Annotated in this window: 14 protein-coding genes and 1 riboswitch; of the genes, 12 read left to right on the top strand and 2 right to left on the bottom strand. The window is 68.8% G+C overall.

The genetic code is table 11. The features are described from left to right. Window positions 1-702: 702 nt before the first annotated feature. Complete coding sequence (locus HNQ66_RS00670) at window positions 703-846, bottom strand: hypothetical protein (protein ID WP_184139829.1); 144 nt, start codon at window positions 844-846, stop codon at window positions 703-705. Window positions 847-1,091: 245 nt separating this feature from the next. Here HNQ66_RS00670 and HNQ66_RS00665 point away from each other — a divergent pair, with 245 nt between their 5' ends. The 7 genes from HNQ66_RS00665 (at window position 1,092) to cobO (ending at window position 11,931) form a co-directional block, all read left to right on the top strand. Continuing rightward, window positions 1,092-2,555, top strand: a complete 1,464-nt coding sequence (locus tag HNQ66_RS00665; protein WP_184139827.1) for a cobyric acid synthase — start codon at window positions 1,092-1,094, stop codon at window positions 2,553-2,555. 146 nt (window positions 2,556-2,701) lie between these two features. Then, window positions 2,702-4,309 (top strand): peptidoglycan-binding domain-containing protein, encoded by a 1,608-nt coding sequence (locus HNQ66_RS00660; RefSeq protein WP_184139825.1) that lies wholly within the window; start codon window positions 2,702-2,704, stop codon window positions 4,307-4,309. A gap of 279 nt (window positions 4,310-4,588) precedes the next feature. Next, a riboswitch (cobalamin riboswitch) is annotated at window positions 4,589-4,911 on the top strand. Between the two features lie 110 nt (window positions 4,912-5,021). Beyond that, on the top strand, window positions 5,022-5,546 hold the full coding sequence (gene cobU / locus HNQ66_RS00655) for a bifunctional adenosylcobinamide kinase/adenosylcobinamide-phosphate guanylyltransferase (protein WP_184139823.1): 525 nt from the start codon (window positions 5,022-5,024) through the stop codon (window positions 5,544-5,546). Window positions 5,547-5,549: 3 nt separating this feature from the next. After that, a complete protein-coding gene (cobW, locus tag HNQ66_RS00650) occupies window positions 5,550-6,599 on the top strand; it encodes a cobalamin biosynthesis protein CobW (RefSeq protein WP_184139821.1) in 1,050 nt (349 codons plus the stop codon). 235 nt (window positions 6,600-6,834) lie between these two features. Further along, entirely contained in the window at window positions 6,835-10,899 is a 4,065-nt protein-coding gene (cobN, locus tag HNQ66_RS00645; protein WP_184139818.1) for a cobaltochelatase subunit CobN, read from the top strand. Continuing rightward, entirely contained in the window at window positions 10,896-11,288 is a 393-nt protein-coding gene (locus HNQ66_RS00640; RefSeq protein ID WP_184139816.1) for a GFA family protein, read from the top strand. Before cobN ends, HNQ66_RS00640 begins: the two co-directional genes overlap by 4 nt. A gap of 1 nt (window position 11,289) precedes the next feature. Next, complete coding sequence (cobO, locus tag HNQ66_RS00635; RefSeq protein ID WP_184139814.1) at window positions 11,290-11,931, top strand: cob(I)yrinic acid a,c-diamide adenosyltransferase; 642 nt, start codon at window positions 11,290-11,292, stop codon at window positions 11,929-11,931. Window positions 11,932-12,069: 138 nt separating this feature from the next. Here cobO and HNQ66_RS00630 read toward each other — a convergent pair whose 3' ends face one another. Then, entirely contained in the window at window positions 12,070-12,855 is a 786-nt protein-coding gene (locus HNQ66_RS00630; RefSeq protein WP_184139812.1) for a TSUP family transporter, read from the bottom strand. A gap of 273 nt (window positions 12,856-13,128) precedes the next feature. Between HNQ66_RS00630 and HNQ66_RS00625 the strand changes: the two genes are divergently transcribed. From HNQ66_RS00625 to cbiB, 5 genes are read left to right on the top strand one after another with little or no spacing between them, the layout of a single operon-like run. Then, the gene (locus tag HNQ66_RS00625) at window positions 13,129-13,602 is read left to right on the top strand and encodes a cobalamin biosynthesis protein (RefSeq protein WP_246434088.1); all 474 of its coding nucleotides are present in this window, start codon (window positions 13,129-13,131) and stop codon (window positions 13,600-13,602) included. After that, a complete protein-coding gene (gene cobA / locus HNQ66_RS00620; RefSeq protein WP_184139808.1) occupies window positions 13,602-14,444 on the top strand; it encodes a uroporphyrinogen-III C-methyltransferase in 843 nt (280 codons plus the stop codon). Before HNQ66_RS00625 ends, cobA begins: the two co-directional genes overlap by 1 nt. Continuing rightward, window positions 14,441-15,748: a cobyrinic acid a,c-diamide synthase CobB gene (locus HNQ66_RS00615; RefSeq protein WP_184139806.1), complete on the top strand. Its 1,308-nt coding sequence runs from the start codon at window positions 14,441-14,443 to the stop codon at window positions 15,746-15,748. Before cobA ends, HNQ66_RS00615 begins: the two co-directional genes overlap by 4 nt. Then, window positions 15,745-16,752, top strand: a complete 1,008-nt coding sequence (gene cobD / locus HNQ66_RS00610) for a threonine-phosphate decarboxylase CobD (RefSeq protein WP_184139804.1) — start codon at window positions 15,745-15,747, stop codon at window positions 16,750-16,752. The genes HNQ66_RS00615 and cobD overlap by 4 nt, the downstream gene beginning before the upstream one ends. Window positions 16,753-16,755: 3 nt before the next feature. Then, window positions 16,756-17,733, top strand: coding sequence for an adenosylcobinamide-phosphate synthase CbiB (gene cbiB / locus HNQ66_RS00605; protein WP_184139802.1), 978 nt, complete (start codon window positions 16,756-16,758; stop codon window positions 17,731-17,733). The last annotated feature ends 105 nt before the right edge of the window (window positions 17,734-17,838 follow it).

Here is a 17,838-nt window from a genome sequence, read left to right as displayed (position 1 = left end):
GGTACTGCGTTATCCCGACTACCCGAACGTTTTGCGACAGCCACGGGAAATCGATGCCAGACGAGGCGAGCCAATCCCCCTGCTATCGTGACGCCGAGCCCCTTATTGTTGTCTGCCGGCGGAATCCTGTCGCCGGCAACGTGTCCTCGTGCGTCTGACAGGCAGCCTACGGGTTCTCATTGAGAAATCAACCTCCTGCCGGGAATGCCGCCTTGCGGGCGCACCTTCCGGGAGGCTTCGAGGCCGGAAAACCGGCGCCCTTTCGGCGGAAATTTTGGGCTTTTGCCCGCATGAGGGCAAATGTCCGCAAGGCGGATCGCCGGTATGGAAAAGATGGTCGCCGGATGCGGACAAATCCTGTCCCGTATGCGCCGCCGGGCGGGCGCGAAACTTTTTTCGCATTCTTTCAAAAAAAATCGCGATTCATCTTTGCTTAAGGTCCCGATAACGGTCCGGTAACGATGTGCCGCTATTGGTTTTGACACGGCGGGGGACACCGCCGCCCGCTCCGGATAAGGTATTGCGTTCCGGGGTGCCTCAGCGTCCGATGCGTATCTGTCGGAAGCCGCCATGCGTATTTTGGCAAGCCGTGCATCGCCGGAAGGCGTGCACGGCTTTCGCCGTTCTGAGGGCAAGAAAAACGCCGTCTCCCGGAGAGAGACGGCGTCGTATGCGAGCGGACCTGACGTCGCGCCCGAAGGATCAGCCGACGTTGCGCGTGCGGATGAAGCCGAGCGGGCCGAGCGGCGTATCCATGACGAGGTTGCGCACGCGGGACTGGCTCTTGGGGGCTTCGCCGTTCCAGGCGATCTGAACGAAATTCGGCTTGCTGAAGATGTACAGCATGGTCTTGGTCCTTGAAACCCGAAGCCACTTGCCTCGGCTGGTGATGAGATGGATATAGGCTTGCCGGCCGCAAAAATCATGGTCGTTCACGGCGCTCCATGTCGCAAATCGGATATCATGACAGCCATGCTGCGGATGCATGGCGCAGTGTTGCCGAAAAGCCTCTGCGCGGTGCCCGAAATTGCGGCGGGAATGCGGTGAATCAGGGCTTTTCGGCGGCAGGCGGGAGTGCTAGGGAGGGCGCCATGACCAGAACGATCATGCTTCAGGGCACCGGCTCGGATGTCGGAAAAACGGTATTGGTGGCCGGGCTCTGCCGCATCGCCGCCAATCGCGGGCTGAAGGTGCGCCCCTTCAAGCCGCAGAACATGTCCAACAACGCCGCCGTCTCCGCCGACGGGGGCGAGATCGGCCGGGCGCAATGGCTGCAGTCGCTCGCCGCCCGCGTGCCGTCCTCCGTGCACATGAACCCCGTGCTCCTGAAGCCGCAATCGGATGTCGGCAGCCAGATCGTCGTGCAGGGCAGGGTGTTCGGGCAGGCGAAGGGGCGGGACTACCAGGCGCTGAAGCCGAAGCTGATGGGCGCGGTGATGGAGAGCTTCGAGGCGGTCTCCTCCGGCGCCGACCTCGTCGTGGTCGAGGGCGCGGGCTCGCCGGCGGAAATCAACCTTCGGTCCGGCGACATCGCGAACATGGGCTTTGCGACGCGCGCGGGCGTGCCGGTCGTGCTCGTCGGCGACATCGACCGCGGCGGCGTCATCGCCTCGCTCGTCGGCACCCATGCCATCCTGCCGGAGGAGGACCGGCGCATGGTGACGGGCTATCTCATCAACAAGTTCCGCGGCGACGTGAGCCTTTTCGACAGTGGCGTTGCGGCGATCGGCGGCTTTACCGGCTGGCCCTGCTTCGGCGTCGTGCCGTGGCTGAAGGAGGCCGCGCGCCTGCCGGCGGAGGATTCCGTCGTGCTGGAGCGGCTTGCCAAGGGCGGCGAGGGGGCCTTGAAGGTCGCCGTGCCCGTCCTGTCGCGCATCGCCAATTTCGACGACCTCGATCCGCTGAAGGCCGAGCCGCAGGTGGACCTCGTCTTCGTGCGGCCGGGCGAACCCATTCCGGCCGATGCCGGCCTCGTCGTCCTGCCGGGGTCGAAATCGACGATCTCGGACCTCCAGGACCTGCGCGCCGCCGGCTGGGACAAGGATATCGCCCAGCATATGCGCCGAGGCGGGCGGGTCATCGGCATCTGCGGCGGCTACCAGATGCTCGGCCGCCGCGTCACCGATCCGCTCGGCATCGAGGGCGGCGAGCGCGAGGTGGCGGGCCTTTGCCTTCTCGACGTGGAGACGGAGATGGCGCCGGAAAAGACCGTGCGCAACAGCACCGCCCGGTCCCTGCAATACGACGTGCCACTCGAAGGCTACGAGATACACCTCGGCCGCACGACGGGGCCGGATACGCAGCGGCCCTCCGTCAGCATCGACGGGCGGCCGGACGGCGCGGTCTCGCCGGACGGGCGCGTCATGGGCACCTATCTCCACGGGCTTCTTGCGAGCGACGCCTACCGGGCGAAGCTCCTTGCCGATTTCGGCATCGCGGGCGGCGGCTTCGACTATCGCGCGAGCGTCGATGCGGCGCTCGACGGCGTGGCGGCGGAGCTGGAAGCGGTTCTCGACCGGCGCTGGCTCGACGGCCTTCTGGGCGCGGCTGATTAAACCGCGCTGCTGAAACGTACAGCCATCGGGCTTCCTCGCCCCGGTTCTCGCACCAAAGTTGCGCCAGAATTGGGTGTAAGGAGTGGCCTGGAACCGCCCGGGCCGCCGGGCGTTGACGCTGCGCGCGATCCGAAAGGGTGAAATACATGGGTTCTGGACCTCTCGCACGATCCGTTCTGGCCAGCCTCGTCGGGCTGTCGCTCGCCGGCCTTCCGGCCGCAGCCTTCGCCCAGTCGGGCAAGGAAACATCAAGCGCGGGGAAACGCTGGGAGGAGGAATTCTCTCTCTGGCAGAAGGTCTCCTCCGGCAGCGACATCGCGCAGTACGAGGGCTACCTGAAGCAATATCCGAACGGCACCTTCGCCTCCATGGCGCGCCTGCGCATCGCCGAACTCCAGGCCGCCGCCAAGGCCAGGCCGGCGGCGGAAGCCGATGCGAAGGCGACCGCCGACGCCGAGAAAGCCAAGGCTGACGAAGCGGCCGCTGCCGAGAAGGCAAAGGCCGAAGAGGCCGCTGCCGCTCGCAAGCTTGCGGAGGAAAAGGCCGCTGCCGCCGAGAAGGAAAAGGCGGAGGCCGAGCGGCTGAAGGCCGAAGCCGACGCGAAGAAGGCGCAAGAGGAAGCTGCGGCCCGCAAGCTGGCCGACGAGAAGGCCGCTGCCGAAGCAAAGGCGAAGGCCGAAGCCGAGGCGAAGAAGGCCGAGGACGAAGCCGCCGCGCGCAAGCTGGCCGCGGAAAAGACCGCTGCGGAGGAGAAAGCCAAGGCCGAAGCCGCCGCGGCGGAAAAGGCCCGCGCCGACGAAGCTGCCCGCCTGAAGGCAGAAGCCGACAAAGCGAAGGCTGAGGAGGCTGCCCGCCTGAAGGCGGAAGAGGCTGCCGCTGCACAAAAGGCCCGCGCCGAACAGGAGGCCACGGCCCGCCGCGAGGCGGAGGCAAAGCGCGTGGAGGCGGAAAAGGCCGCCGCGGCCGAGAAGGCGCGGATCGAGCAGGAAGCCGCCGCCGCCCGCAAGCTCGCCGAGGAGAAGCAGGCCGAGGTGGAACGGCTGAAGGCCGAGGCCGCCAAGGCCGCCGCCGAAGCAGAGGCCAAGGCGGCGGAAGCCGCGCGCCTCACCCGCGAAGCCGAAAAGCGCGCCGGGGAAGCCGCCGCGGCCCGCACCACCGAGGATGCCGGCAAGGCCGATACGGCAAAGCGCGAGGAAGAGGCCTTCCAGAAGGCGGTGGTCGCCGGCACGCAGCAGGCCTTCCGCAGCTATCTCGACACCTATCCCGACGGCCGCTTCGCCGCTGACGCGCGCGAGCGCCTCTCGGCCCTTGCCGATACGGCGCGGCAGAAGGCCGAGCCGAAGCGCGAGAGCGCGACGGCAAAGCTCGACAGCGAGCGCCGGGAGCCCGTGGTCGACCCGCGCGAAGCCTATCTCGGCCGCGGCGGGCGGGCGCAGGCGCAGCGCTGGCTGAGCCTGCTCGGCTTCAACACCCATGGCGCCGATGGCGTCTTCGGCCCGCGCTCCCGCTCGGCGATCGCCGCCTGGCAGGGCGCCTCCGGCTACCGCCCGGACGGCTATCTCACGCGCCAGCAATACCGCGCGCTGCAGCGGGCCGCCGATTACGCGGAAGTCCGCCAGAACCGCCAGCGCCGCTACCAGCGCGACTACGACGTGCTGGAAGGCCCCGTCGACGGCTATTACGACGGCCCCTACTACCGCGACGACGGCTATTACCGCGGCGGCGGCGGCATGGTGATCATCCCCGGCTACTAAAGGTCTCCCTGTAAAGGAGGCCTCGCAGATGGCAGACGGTCGCCTCTTTCCCCTTCTCCCCCTCGGGGAGAAGGTGGCCCGAAGGGTCGGATGAGGGGGGCAAGCGTGCTGTATTCGCCTGCGGCTCCCCCTCATCCCGCTGCCGCGACCTTCTCCCCGCCGGGGAGAAGGGGCAGGTGGCACTCACCGAACTCCATCTGCGAGCGCCCGCCTGACGGGGCGGCGACGGCACAGCCGATGGCGCTCCCGGTCGATTGACTTGGCCGGGCGGGGCGCATAATCATCCGGCAATAGGATGGTTCCCGGGCCGGCAGCCGGTTCGGGAATAAATGGGAACGTGACACGGTGGACCCAAGCCGGGCGCCGCAATCACGGCCGACCCCGCGACTGTAGAGTGGCGAGGGACGATCATCCGGAAGCCGGGCGCATGTCCGGCCTTCGGAAAAGCCACTGGACGGCAATGCGATGAGCCGGGGCCGGACGCCTCTTTTTCTACGAATCGTCCACCCTTCGCAATTGCCTCCGGGAAGGCGAGACCGTTCCGCCGGTGCCTTGCACCCGACGCTGCGAGCCAGGAGACCTGCCATCCGGCAAAGGGCATGTCGCCCGACCTGGGGAGGATTCCTCGTTGCCAGCACGGAGGTTGTCATGGCGATACCGAGATATTTTTCCGGCCGCATAGTGCGCGCCATGCCTGCCTGAGCCGGCCGCAATGGCCCATTCCCCGTCTTCCGCCGTGCTCGTCCTGGGTGGCGCGCGCTCCGGCAAGTCCTCCTTTTCCGAACGGCTGGTCGGCGAGAGCGGCCTTGAGCGCCATTACATCGCGACCGGCCGGGCGTGGGACGAGGAGATGCGCGAGCGCATCGCCCGCCACCGGGAGGACCGCGGCCTCGGCTGGGTCACCCATGAGGAGCCTGTCGCGCTCGCCGACCGCATCGCCGCCGTCGCGCGCGCGGACAGGGCCGTGCTCGTCGACTGCCTGACGCTCTGGCTCACCAACCTCATGCTGGAGGAGCGGGACATCGCCGCCGAATTCGCCGGCCTCCTTGCCGCCGTGAAGGCCGCGCCCGGCCGCCTCGTCCTCGTGTCGAACGAGGTCGGCCTCGGCATCGTGCCGGAAAACCGCATGGCGCGCGAATTCCGCGACCATGCCGGGCGGCTCCACCAGCAGGTGGCCGCCATCGCATCCGAAGTCTATCTTGTCGCGGCCGGACTGCCGCTGAAAATGAAGGGTTGAGCCATGCTGCAACAGAAGATCCCCGCCACCGTCATCACCGGCTTCCTCGGCGCGGGCAAGACGACGATGATCCGCAACCTCCTGCAGAATGCCGGCGGAAAACGCATCGCGCTCATCATCAACGAGTTCGGCGACCTCGGCGTCGACGGCGACGTGCTGAAGGGCTGCGGCGCGGAGGCCTGCACCGAGGACGACATCATCGAGCTCACCAACGGCTGCATCTGCTGCACCGTTGCCGACGATTTCATCCCCACCATGGCGAAGCTGCTGGAGCGCGAGAACCGCCCGGACCACATCGTCATCGAGACGTCGGGCCTTGCCCTGCCGCAGCCGCTCGTCGCCGCCTTCAACTGGCCGGAGATCAAGACGCAGGTGACGGTGGACGGCGTCATCACGGTGGTCGACAGCGCCGCCGTCGCCGCCGGCCGCTTCGCCGACGACCACGACAAGGTCGATGCGCTGCGCGTCGAGGACGAGAACCTCGACCACGAAAGCCCGCTGGAGGAGCTTTTCGAGGACCAGCTCACCGCCGCCGACCTCATCGTGCTCAACAAGACGGACCTTCTCGATGCCGAGGGGGTAAGGACGGTGCGCGAGGAGGTCGCCTCCCGCATCGCCCGCAAGCCCTCGATGATCGAGGCGAGGAACGGCGAGGTCGCCGCCGCCATCCTGCTCGGCCTCGGCGTCGGCTCGGAGGACGACATCGCCAACCGCAAGTCGCACCACGAGCTGGAGCACGAGAACGGTGAGGAGCACGACCACGACGAGTTCGACAGCTTCGTCGTCGAGCTGCCGGCCGTCGCCGACCCGGCCGCCTTCGTCGAGCGCCTCAAGGGCGTGATCGCCGAGCACGACGTGCTGCGCCTCAAGGGCTTCGCTGATGTGCCCGGCAAGCCGCTGCGCCTGCTTATCCAGGCCGTCGGCAGCCGCATCGACCACTATTTCGAGCGCGCCTGGACGCCCGGCGAAACCCGCGGCACCCGCCTCGTCGTCATCGGCCTGCACGACATGGACGAACAGGCCGTGCGCGCCGCCATCGCCGCGGCGGTGTGACCGAGGTGAGCATGCGGCGGTTCCCCTCTCCGGTGTTTCAGGCGCGGCGTGCCGCGCCGGTGGATCCTCGGGTCAAGCCCGAGGATGACGGTGGGGATGGATGGCCAAGTAGCCTCGTCATCGGTGCGGCATATGGAGCGGTCGCTGTTTTCGATCATCCCTTCCTTCTGTCGTCATCCTCGGGCTCGACCCGAGGATCCACCCCCACGGCACGCCCGCAGGAAGGAGGCGCCGCATGCACCTCCTCCTAGCGCAGAAGGGCACCATCGCCGACGGCAGGGAGGCGATCGACCTCGGCCAGACGCCGGGCGACGTCCTCTTCCTCTCCGCCGCCGACACGGAGCTGGCCTCGGTTGCCGCCGCGCACCGCGCGCGGGGCGGAAACACGCGCCTTCGCCTTGCAAGCCTTGCCACGCTCTCGCATCCCATGTCGGTCGATACCTATGTCGAGCGCACGGCGCGGCACGCAAAGCTCATCGTCATCCGCGCCCTCGGCGGCGCGAGCTATTTCCGCTACGTGCTGGAGGCGCTGCTGGCGACGGCCGTGGCGAACGGCATCCGGCTCGTGGCGCTGCCCGGCGACGACCGGCCGGACGAGGGGCTCATCCCCTTCAACCGGATCGACGAGGCAGACCGCGCGAACCTCTGGGCCTATCTCACCGAGGGCGGCGCGGACAATGCCGGCCGCTTCCTCGCCTATGCCGACGCGTTGGTCTTCGGCGGCGAGAAGCCGGAGCCCGCGACCCCGCTGGACAAGGCCGGCATCTGGTGGCCGGGACGGGGCGTGGTGGATGCCGGGACGTGGCAGAGGCTTGCGGGTGTCGTACCCCCCTCTGGCCTGCCGGCCATCTCCCCCTCAAGGGGGGAGATCGATGGAGCGATGGTTTCCCCGAACTCAGACGTCACTGAGATAGGAAGCGCAGGCTCCCAGCCAATCTCCCCCCCTGAGGGGGAGATGGCCGGCAGGCCAGAGGGGGGTAACGCCCCCACTGCCGCCGTCTGCTTCTACCGCGCCTATGTCCAGAGCGGCGAGACGCGTCCCGTCGAAATGCTGATCGAGGCGCTGGCCGCCGAGGGCGTGCGCGCGCTGCCGCTCTTCGTCTCCAGCCTCAAGGAGCCCGTCTCCGTCGAGACGGTGCGCGCCGCCTTTACCGAAATACGGCCGGAGGTGGTGCTGAACGCCACGAGCTTCGCCGTCTCCGCTCCCGGCGCGGACCGCAAGCCGACCGTGCTGGACGAGACCGGCGCGCCGGTGCTGCAGGTCGTTTTCTCCGGCTCCTCGCGCGCGGCCTGGGAGGCCTCGGGGCAGGGGCTGACGGCACGCGACCTCGGCATGAACGTGTCGCTTCCGGAGGTCGACGGCCGGGTGCTTTCCCGCGCCGTCTCCTTCAAGGCCGCCGCGCGCTACGACGATGGCGTCGAGGCCAATATCGTCAGCCTCGATCCCGTCGAGGACCGCATCCGTTTCGTCGCGCGCCTTGCCGCCGGCTGGGCGCGGCTCCGGCGCGCGGCGCCGGCAGAGCGCCGAGTCGCCCTCGTCATGGCCAACTATCCGAACCGCGACGGCCGCCTCGGCAACGGCGTCGGCCTCGATACGCCGGCCGGCACCCTGGAGGTGCTGCGCGCCATGGCCACGGCGGGTTACGCGGCCCTGGACCTGCCGGCGGACGGCGACGCGCTGATCGCCCACCTGATGGCCGGGCCGACCAATGCGGCAAGCGACGGGCGCGAAATCCGCGAGACGCTTTCGCTCAAGGAGTACAAGGTCTTCTTCTCCTCGCTTCCGACATCGATTCAGGCGGAAATGACCGCTCGCTGGGGTGCGCCGGAGGCCGATCCCTTCGTCATCGGCGACGTCTTCGCCCTGCCGCTCGCCCGCTTCGGCGAAACGCTGGTCGGCATCCAGCCGGCGCGCGGCTACAATATCGATCCGAAGGAGACGTATCATTCGCCGGACCTCGTGCCGCCGCACGGCTATCTCGCCTTCTACGCCCTCCTCCGGCAGGGCTACGGCGCGCACGCCATCGTGCATATGGGCAAGCACGGCAATCTCGAATGGCTGCCGGGCAAGGCGCTGGCGCTGTCGGAAAACTGCTATCCGGAAGCCGTGCTCGGCCCGGTGCCGCATCTCTACCCCTTCATCGTCAACGATCCGGGCGAGGGCACGCAGGCCAAGCGCCGCTCGGCCGCCGTCATCATCGACCACCTGACGCCGCCGCTCACGCGCGCGGAGACCTATGGCCCGCTGAAGGACCTCGAAGCCCTCGTCGACGAATATTATGACGCCTCGGGCGGCGATCCGCGGCGCATCAAGCTGCTGACGAGGCAGATCCTCGACCTCGTGCGCGACATCGGCCTCGACCGCGATGCCGGCATTGCGACCTCGGACGGCGAGGAGACGGCACTGCAGAAGCTCGACGCCTATCTCTGCGACCTCAAGGAAATGCAGATCCGCGACGGCCTTCACGTCTTCGGCGTCTCGCCCGAGGGGCGGCTTTTGACCGACCTCACCGTGGCGCTCGCCCGCGTGCCGCGCGGGCTCGGCGAGGGCGGCGAGGCGAGCCTGCAGCGGGCGATTGCGGCGGATGCGTTTGGTGCGGAAACACCCCCCTCTGGCCTGCCGGCCATCTCCCCCTCAAGGGGGGAGATCGATGGAGAGATGGCTTCCCCGAACTCAAGCGTCGCTGCGGAAAAAGGAGCGGGCTTCCAGCCAATCTCCCCCCTTGAGGGGGAGATGCCCGGCAGGGCAGAGGGGGGTATCCCGCCCGCCGCCTTCGATCCGCTCGACTGCACCCCCTCCGACCCGTGGAACGGCCCGCGCCCGCAGATCCTCGCGGAGCGGTCCGACGCCCCCTGGCGCAGCAAGGGCGACACCGTGGAGCGCATCGAGCTTCTGGCCGCCGGGCTGGTGGAGGGAGCGGTTGCCTGCCCGGACGGCTGGCACGCCACCCGCGCGGTGCTCGACGCGATCGAGACGACGATCCGCCCGGCCATTGCCGCCTGCGGCCCCGCCGAGATCGCGGCGCTGATGACGGGTCTCGACGGCCGCTTCGTCGAGCCAGGCCCCTCCGGCGCGCCGACGCGCGGGCGGCCGGACGTGCTGCCGACCGGCCGCAACTTCTACTCCGTCGACAGCCGCGCCGTGCCGACGCCGGCCGCCTGGGAACTCGGGCGCAAATCGGCCGAGCTGCTCGTCACCCGCTACGCGCAGGACCACGGCGAATGGCCGACCTCCTTCGGCATCACCGCCTGGGGCACCTCCAACATGCGCACGGGCGGCGACGACATCGCGCAGGCCATGGCGCTGATCGGCGTCAAGCCGACCTGGGACATGGCCTCCCGCCGCGTCACCGGCTTCGAGATCATCCCGGCGGCGATGCTGCGCCATCCGCGCGTCGATGTGACCCTGCGCATTTCCGGCTTCTTCCGCGATGCCTTTCCCGAGCAGATCGCGCTCTTCGACCGCGCCGTCAGGGCCGTCGGCGCGCTGGAGGAGGACGATGCGGACAATCCCATCGCCGCGCGCATGCGGGCCGAGGCGGCCGCGCTGATGCAAAAGGGCGCATCCGACGACGAGGCCGCGCGGCAGGCGGGCTTCCGCATCTTCGGCGCGCAATCCGGCGGCTACGGCGCAGGTCTCCAGACCATGATGGACGAGGGCCTGTGGACCGAGCGCGGCGACCTTGCCGAGGCCTGGCTCGAATGGGGTGCGCATGCCTATGACGGGACAGGCGACGGCGTGCCGATGCGCGAGCGGCTGGAGGCGCGCATGAAGAGCCTGCAAGCCGTGGTGCAAAACCAGGACAGCCGCGAGCACGACCTGCTCGACAGCGACGAATACTACCAGTTCGAGGGCGGCATGGCGGCCGCCGCGGAGCACCTTTCCGGCAAGCAGCCGACCGTCTACCACAACGACCTCTCCCGGCCGGAACGGCCGGTGGTGCGCACGCTGGAGGACGAGATCGGCCGTGTGGTGCGCGCCCGCGTCGTCAACCCGAAATGGATCGACGGCGTCATGCGCCACGGCTACAAGGGCGCCTTCGAGATCGCCGCGACGGTCGACTTCATGTTCGCCTTCGCCGCCACGACCGGCGCGGTGAAGGACCATCATTTCGAGGCCGCCTATCAGGCCTATGTGCTTGACGAGCGCGTGCGGGATTTCCTGATGGACAAGAACCCGGCGGCGCTCGCCGAGATGGCGGCGCGCTTTTCCGAGGCGATCGACCGGGGTCTCTGGACGCCGCGCTCCAACTCCGCGCGCTTCGAGCTCGACCTGCTGGGCAGGAGGAGGGCATCGTGACGAACCACCTTACCGGACGCTGCCTCTGCCGCGCGCTGACATACACTGTCTCCGGCGCCGTCGTCAGCACGGGCCATTGCCATTGCGAGAGCTGCCGGCGCGCCACGTCCTCGCCGGTCACCACCTTCTTCTGCGTGGCCGCGGGCGACCTGGCGTTTACGGGCGGGACGCTGCGGCACTACGCGTCGTCGCCGGGCGTGCGGCGCGGCTTCTGCGGCAATTGCGGCTCGCCGATGAGCTATGAGACCGACAAGCGGCCCGGCATCGTCGATCTCTACGTCGCCACGCTCGACGACGCGTCGGGCATAACGATCACCCAGCACGGATTTTGGAACGAGCGGGTCTCCTGGCTGCATTGCGAGGACGACCTGCCGAAACGGGAAGGTTGACATGACAGACCACCACGACGAGACCGCCGGCATGAGCGAAGCCGAGCTTGCCCGCCACGCCGAGAAGATGGCGAAGAAGAAGAACGCGCGCGAAAAGATCATGGCGACGAAGACGGACGAGAAGGGCCTGATCATCGTCCACACCGGCAAGGGCAAGGGCAAGTCGACCGCCGGCTTCGGCATGATCTTCCGCCACATCGCCCACAAGATGCCCTGCGCCGTCGTGCAGTTCATCAAGGGCGCGATGGTGACGGGCGAGCGCGAGCTGATCGAGGCGCATTTCTCCGACATCTGCCAGTTCTACACGCTCGGCGAGGGTTTCACCTGGGAAACGCAGGACCGCGCCCGCGACGTCGCGATGGCGGAAAAAGCCTGGGAGAAGGCGAAGGAACTGATCCGCGATCCCCGCAACTCCATGGTGCTGCTCGACGAGATCAACATCGCGCTGCGCTACGACTATCTCGACGTGAACGCGGTCATCGACTTCCTGAAGACCGAGAAGCCGGCGATGACCCATGTCGTGCTGACGGGCCGCAACGCCAAGGAAGAGCTGATCGAGATCGCCGACCTTGCGACCGAGATGGAGCTGCTGAAGCATCCGTTCCGCTCGGGGATCAAGGCGCAGCAGGGCGTGGAATACTGAGGGAATTTGCCCCTCATCCCCCTGCCGGGACCTTCTCCCCGTAAACGGGGAGAAGGAGGAAAACGGCGCACCCATCGTTCCTCGCCCCGCAGCCAAGGAGAGGATGCCGGCAGGCAGGTGAGGGGCAAGCTCTGCCTCTCACCACCCCAGCCACACCCGCAGCGGATGGCTCGGGTCGGCCATCAGGCGGATGGCGAGGGCGATGGAGGTGACGACCAGCAGCGGCTTGATGATCTTTGCGCCGCTCCGCATCGCCACGCGTGAGCCGGCCTGCGCGCCGAGGAACTGGCCCGCGCCCATGACGAGGCCGGCCTTCCACAGGATGACGCCGTAGGACAGGAACACGGCGAAGGCGCCGACATTGGAGCCGAAATTGAGGAGCTTGGTGTGCGCCGTCGCCTTCAGCACCCCGAAGCCGGCGAGCGTCACGAAGGCCAGCATGAAGAACGAGCCGGTGCCCGGGCCGAACACGCCGTCGTAGAAGCCGATCAGCGGCACGACCGTGACGGTGAAGAGGAAGACGCTCAGCCGCCGGTGCTTGTCGATGTCGCCGATATTCGGCTTCAGCCCGAAATAGAGCGCGATGGCGACGAGCAGGAACGGCAGGATCGCCTTCAGCACGTCGCCCGGCACCACGGTCGCCAGAAGCGCGCCGAAAGCGCCGCCGAGCGCGGAAAGCGCGGCCATCGGCAATTGCTCGGCAAGGCGCACATGGCCGGCGCGGGCATAGGCGATGGTCGCCGAGCTGGAACCGAAGAGGGACTGCAGCTTGTTCGTGCCCAGCGTCTCCAGCGGCGGAATGCCGGCGAGCAGCATGGCGGGAATGGTGATCATCCCCCCGCCGCCGGCGATGGAATCGATGAAGCCGGCAAGGAAGGCGGCAAGGAACAGGAAGACGAGGACGTGAAGGGCGATGTCGGCCAAGGCGGGACTCGGGGAAAACGAGGACGGTCGCCTGCGTTCTGTCAGACTGCGCAGGGAAATGCAAAGCCCGCCCGCATCGCACGGCCTTGCCGCATCCGGCGCGCTTCATGCCGCAATCCGGTTTGACCGGCTCCTGCCGCTCCGGTACTAAGAGGAAAGCGACGGTGCCCCGAGCGGGCCGAGCGGTGTCCGGTGCGGCCGACCCAGAGGGGCCATATCCGGAACTGTCGGAAAGGCATGGGCCCTTCGCGGGAATTTTGCGGAAAGACGGCCATGCACGCTGAAGCCACCCCCATGGATGCCCGACGCCTCCTCGTCGTCGGCCTCGGCTGCGAGCGGGGGACGCCGCCCGCCGAGCTTGTCGATCTCGCCCGCTCCGTCGTCGATCGCCCCGAGGATGTCGCCTTCGTCGCGACGCTCGACATGCGGGCCGACGAGCCGGCCATGCATGCCGTCGCCCGCCATTTCGCCGTGCCGCTGGTGACCTTCCCGGCCGGCCGCCTCGAGGCCGAGACGCCGCGCCTTGCCAATCCCTCCGCCGTCGTCTTCGCCCATGCCGGCTGCCACGGGGTCGCCGAGGCGGCGGCGCTCGCCAAGGCCGGGGCGCATGCGCGCCTTGTCGTGGAAAAGACGAAATCCGCCCGCGCCACCGTGGCGATCGCGGAATCCTTTCAGGGGCTTGCGCCTCTTTCCTTGGAAAGCGATTCGCCTTCCTCATTCATCGATTCAAGCCGGGGAGGCGCCTGATGCAGGGCCTGTTTTCCGCTCTTCCGCCCATGGAAAAGGGCAGCGTCTGGCTCGTCGGCGCGGGGCCGGGCGATCCGGGCCTCCTGACGCTGCATGCCGTCAACGCCCTCCAGCAGGCGGACGTCGTCGTGCATGACGCGCTGGTCAATTCGGAATGCCTGTCGCTCGCCCGTCCCGGCGCCCTCCTCGAATTTGCCGGAAAGCGCGGCGGAAAGCCCTCGCACAAGCAGCGCGACATCTCGCTGCGGCTCGTCGAGCTGGCGCGCGCCGGGCACCGCGTGCTGCGCCTCAAGGGTGGCGATCCCTTCGTCTTCGGGCGGGGCGGGGAGGAAGCGCTGACGCTGATCGAGCACGGCATCCCCTTCCGCATCGTGCCGGGCATCACGGCGGGCATCGGCGGGCTTGCCTATGCCGGCATTCCGGTGACGCACCGCGAGGTCAACCATGCCGTGACCTTCCTCACCGGCCACGATTCCTCCGGCCTGGTGCCGGACCGCATCGACTGGGAGGGCATCGCCAGGGGCTCGCCGGTCATCGTCATGTACATGGCGATGAAGCATATCGGCCAGATCGCCGCGAACCTCATCGCCGGCGGCCGCTCGCCGGACGAGCCCGTCGCCTTCGTCTGCAACGCGGCGACGGCCGGCCAGCAGGTGCTGGAGACGACGCTTTCCCGCGCCGAGGCGGATGTCGAGGCCGCCGGCATCGAGCCGCCGGCCATCGTCGTCGTCGGCGAAGTGGTGCGCCTGCGCGCCTCGCTCGACTGGATCGGCGCCCTGACCGAGGGACGGCGGCTTGCGCCCGACCCGTTCGGTGCGCGCGAGATGAAGGACCCGGCATGAGCGGACTGCTCATCGCCGCGCCCGCGTCCGGCTCCGGCAAGACGACGGTGACGCTCGGGCTGGCGCGCGCGCTTGCGAATGCGGGCCTCCGTCTCGTTTCCGGCAAGGCGGGGCCGGATTATATCGACCCTGCGTTCCACGCCGCCGCGAGCCGCGGGGCCTGCCTCAACTACGATCCCTGGGCGATGCGGCCGGAGCTCATCCGCGCCAATGCCGCGATGCAGGCGGGGGCGGGCGATTTCCTGCTGGTCGAGGCGATGATGGGTCTCTTCGACGCTGCCGCCGACGGCACCGGCGCGCCGGCAGACCTTGCCGCGCTGCTCGGCCTTCCGGTGGTGATGGTGGTCGATTGCTCGCGCATGTCGCAGTCCGTCGCCGCGCTTGCGCAGGGCTACCGGGATTTCCGCCGCGATATCCATGTGGCGGGCGTCATCCTCAACAAGGTGGGCAGCGCCCGGCACGAGGCCATGCTGCGCGGCGCGCTGGAGGCGGCGGGCATCACCATCTTCGGCGTGCTGCGCAGCGATCCGGCGCTCGCCTTGCCGGAGCGCCATCTCGGCCTTGTTCAGGCCGGCGAGCATGCCGCGCTCGAAACCTTCATCGCCCATGCGGCCGATGTCGTCACGCGCTGCTGCGATCTGGCGCGGCTCACCGACGTCGCCGCCATGCACCGGATGCTGCCGGCGGCGCCTTCCGTCTCGCGCCTGCCGCCGCTCGGCCAGCGCATCGCGATTGCGCGGGACCGGGCCTTCGCCTTCCTCTACGAGCACCTGCTTGCGGGCTGGCAGGGGGCAGGGGCGAGCCTTTCCTTCTTCTCGCCGCTTGCCGACGAGGCGCCCGCGGCCGATGCCGATGCGGTCTATCTGCCCGGCGGCTATCCCGAGCTGCACGGGCCCGCCCTTGCCAAGGCCGGCCGTTTCCGCCAAGGCATGGGGGAGGCAGCGGGCCGGGGGGCACGCATCTACGGCGAATGCGGGGGCTACATGACTCTGGGGGAAGCACTCATTTCGGCGGGCGGTTCCCGCTACGAAATGCTCGGCCTCCTGCCGCTCGTCACCAGCTTTGCCGAGCGCCGCCGCCACCTCGGCTATCGCTGCGTCACGCCGCTTCCCGGCTCCGGTTTCTCCGGGGCCATGACGGCGCACGAGTTCCACTATTCCACCGTCGTGGAGGAGGGGGCGGCCGAACGGCTCTTCTCCGTCACGGATGCAACGGGCGAGAACCTCGGCGAGGCCGGCCTTCGCCGCGGCACGGTGGGCGGCTCCTACATGCACCTCATCGATCTTGCGCCGGAGGCGGCATGAGCGCGCCGCGCATCGCCCATGGCGGGGGCATCGCCGCCGCCGCCGCGCGCTTCGGCGGCCGGCCGGAGGACTGGCTGGACCTTTCCACCGGCATCAACCCCAATCCGGCCGCGCTTCCAAAGGTCGATGCCGCCGCCTGGCACCGCCTGCCGGACCGGCACCGGCAGGACGAGACCCGCGCCGCCGCTGCCCGCTACTACGGCACGCCGCAGGCCCTGCCGCTGCCGGTGCCCGGCACGCAGTCCGTCATCCAGCTCCTGCCGCGCCTCGTTCCGGCGGGCCGGCGCGCCGCCGTGCTCTCGCCGACCTACGGCGAATATGCCCGCGTGCTCGGCAATGCCGGCGTGCCGGTGGATTGCGTGGCAAGCCTCGATGACGTGGCCGACGCCCACGGCCTTGCCGTCGTCGTCAATCCCAACAACCCGGACGGCCGGCTTTTTTCGCGCGAAACCCTCATCGATCTCCATGCCCGCATGGCGGCGAGTGGCGGGCTTCTCCTCGTCGACGAGGCCTTCGGCGACATGCGGCCGGAAGCGTGCATCGCGCCGCTGGCGGGTGAGGCCATGCCGGGGCTTCTCGTCTTCCGCTCCTTCGGAAAATTCTTCGGCCTTGCGGGCCTGCGCCTCGGTTTCGCCATCGGCCCTGCCGGTGTGCTGGAGCGCCTTGAGGACTGGCTGGGCCCCTGGGCCGTCTCCGGGCCGGCGCTGGCCGTCGCGACGGGGCTGATGGCCTCCGACACCGATGCCATCCGCCGCGCGATCGAGGCGCGCAAGGCGGGACTCGATGCCGCTCTTTCGGCGGCGGGCCTGAGGATTGCCGGCGGCACGGGCCTCTTCTCGCTGGTCGAGCATGAGGACGCGGCGGCCCTCCACGAATCGCTCTGCCGCCGCCACATCCTCGTCAGGCCCTTCGACTATAACCGGCGCTGGCTTCGCTTCGGCCTTGCGCCGGACGAGGCGGGCGATGCCCGGCTCTCGGCGGCGCTGGCCGGGGCGATGGGCTGAACCATGGCGGAAGCGTTCTTCATCCTCTTCCTCGCACTCGCGCTGGACCGCGTCGTCGGCGACCCGGATGCGCTCTGGCGGCGCGTGCCGCATCCGGTGGTGCTGTTCGGCCGCGCCATCGGCCTCATGGACCGGCTCTTCAACGACCGGCGCCTTTCAGCCGAGAGCCGGCGCTTCAACGGCGCGGCGGCCATCGCCGTGCTGCTCGCCGCAAGCCTCTTCGTCGGTTTCCTCGCCCATCGGCTGCTCGCCTCGCTCGGCCTTGCCGGCGCCCTCCTCGAAGCGGTGACCGTCGCCGTCTTCCTGGCCCAGAAGAGCCTGCACGACCATGTGCGCGCCGTTTCCGATGGCCTCAAGCAGGGCGGCATCGAGGGCGGGCGGCAGGCCGTGTCGATGATCGTCGGGCGCGATCCGGCGACGCTCGATGAACCCGCCGTCTGCCGCGCCGGCATCGAGAGCCTTGCGGAGAACTTTTCCGACGGCGTCGTCGCGCCGGCCCTCTGGTATGCGCTTCTCGGCCTGCCGGGCCTCTTCGCCTACAAGATGCTCAACACGGCCGATTCCATGGTCGGCCACAAGAACGAGAAATATCTCGATTTCGGCTGGGCCTCCGCGCGCCTCGACGACCTTGCCAACTGGCCGGCCGCACGCCTTTCCGTTCTCTTCATCGCCGCCGGCGCCTGGGCCGCGAAGGGCAGGGCGGCGGCGCGGGCGGCGATCGGCACAGCATTGCGCGATGCGGGGCTTCACCGCTCGCCCAATTCCGGCTGGCCGGAGGCGGCGATGGCCGGCGCGCTCGGCATCGGCCTTGCGGGCCCGCGCATCTATGGCGGCGCGCGCGTCGACGAGCCGATGATGAACGCGAGCGGGCGCACCGTGGCGACGGTCGCCGATATCGACCTTTCGCTGAAGGTCTTCTCCGGCGCCTGCGCGTTCCTTGCCGGGGCGGTGCTGATACTGGCGCTCCTTGCCGTCCTTTGAGCCGCGGCGGGAGCAACCCTTAAAATTTTACGCTTAACTTCGTTTTCTTTTCGCCGGGCCGTCAATATTGCGGAAGGTTGAAACGTCTATACTCTGTCTCGCACT

It is taken from the genome of Shinella fusca (genome assembly GCF_014203155.1).
GTDB classification, from domain to species: domain Bacteria; phylum Pseudomonadota; class Alphaproteobacteria; order Rhizobiales; family Rhizobiaceae; genus Shinella; species Shinella fusca.
This window is presented reverse-complemented; position numbering and strand designations above follow the sequence as displayed.

Coding starts and splice junctions, on each gene's coding strand:
- HNQ66_RS00670 (WP_184139829.1), bottom strand. CDS start 846: ATGCTGTACATCTTCAGCAAGCCGAATTTCGTTCAGATCGCCTGGAAC.
- HNQ66_RS00615 (WP_184139806.1), top strand. CDS start 14,441: ATGAGCGGACTGCTCATCGCCGCGCCCGCGTCCGGCTCCGGCAAGACG.
- HNQ66_RS00625 (WP_246434088.1), top strand. CDS start 13,129: ATGCACGCTGAAGCCACCCCCATGGATGCCCGACGCCTCCTCGTCGTC.
- HNQ66_RS00665 (WP_184139827.1), top strand. CDS start 1,092: ATGACCAGAACGATCATGCTTCAGGGCACCGGCTCGGATGTCGGAAAA.
- cobU (WP_184139823.1), top strand. CDS start 5,022: ATGGCCCATTCCCCGTCTTCCGCCGTGCTCGTCCTGGGTGGCGCGCGC.
- cobO (WP_184139814.1), top strand. CDS start 11,290: ATGACAGACCACCACGACGAGACCGCCGGCATGAGCGAAGCCGAGCTT.
- HNQ66_RS00660 (WP_184139825.1), top strand. CDS start 2,702: ATGGGTTCTGGACCTCTCGCACGATCCGTTCTGGCCAGCCTCGTCGGG.
- cobN (WP_184139818.1), top strand. CDS start 6,835: ATGCACCTCCTCCTAGCGCAGAAGGGCACCATCGCCGACGGCAGGGAG.
- cobW (WP_184139821.1), top strand. CDS start 5,550: ATGCTGCAACAGAAGATCCCCGCCACCGTCATCACCGGCTTCCTCGGC.
- cobA (WP_184139808.1), top strand. CDS start 13,602: ATGCAGGGCCTGTTTTCCGCTCTTCCGCCCATGGAAAAGGGCAGCGTC.
- cobD (WP_184139804.1), top strand. CDS start 15,745: ATGAGCGCGCCGCGCATCGCCCATGGCGGGGGCATCGCCGCCGCCGCC.
- cbiB (WP_184139802.1), top strand. CDS start 16,756: ATGGCGGAAGCGTTCTTCATCCTCTTCCTCGCACTCGCGCTGGACCGC.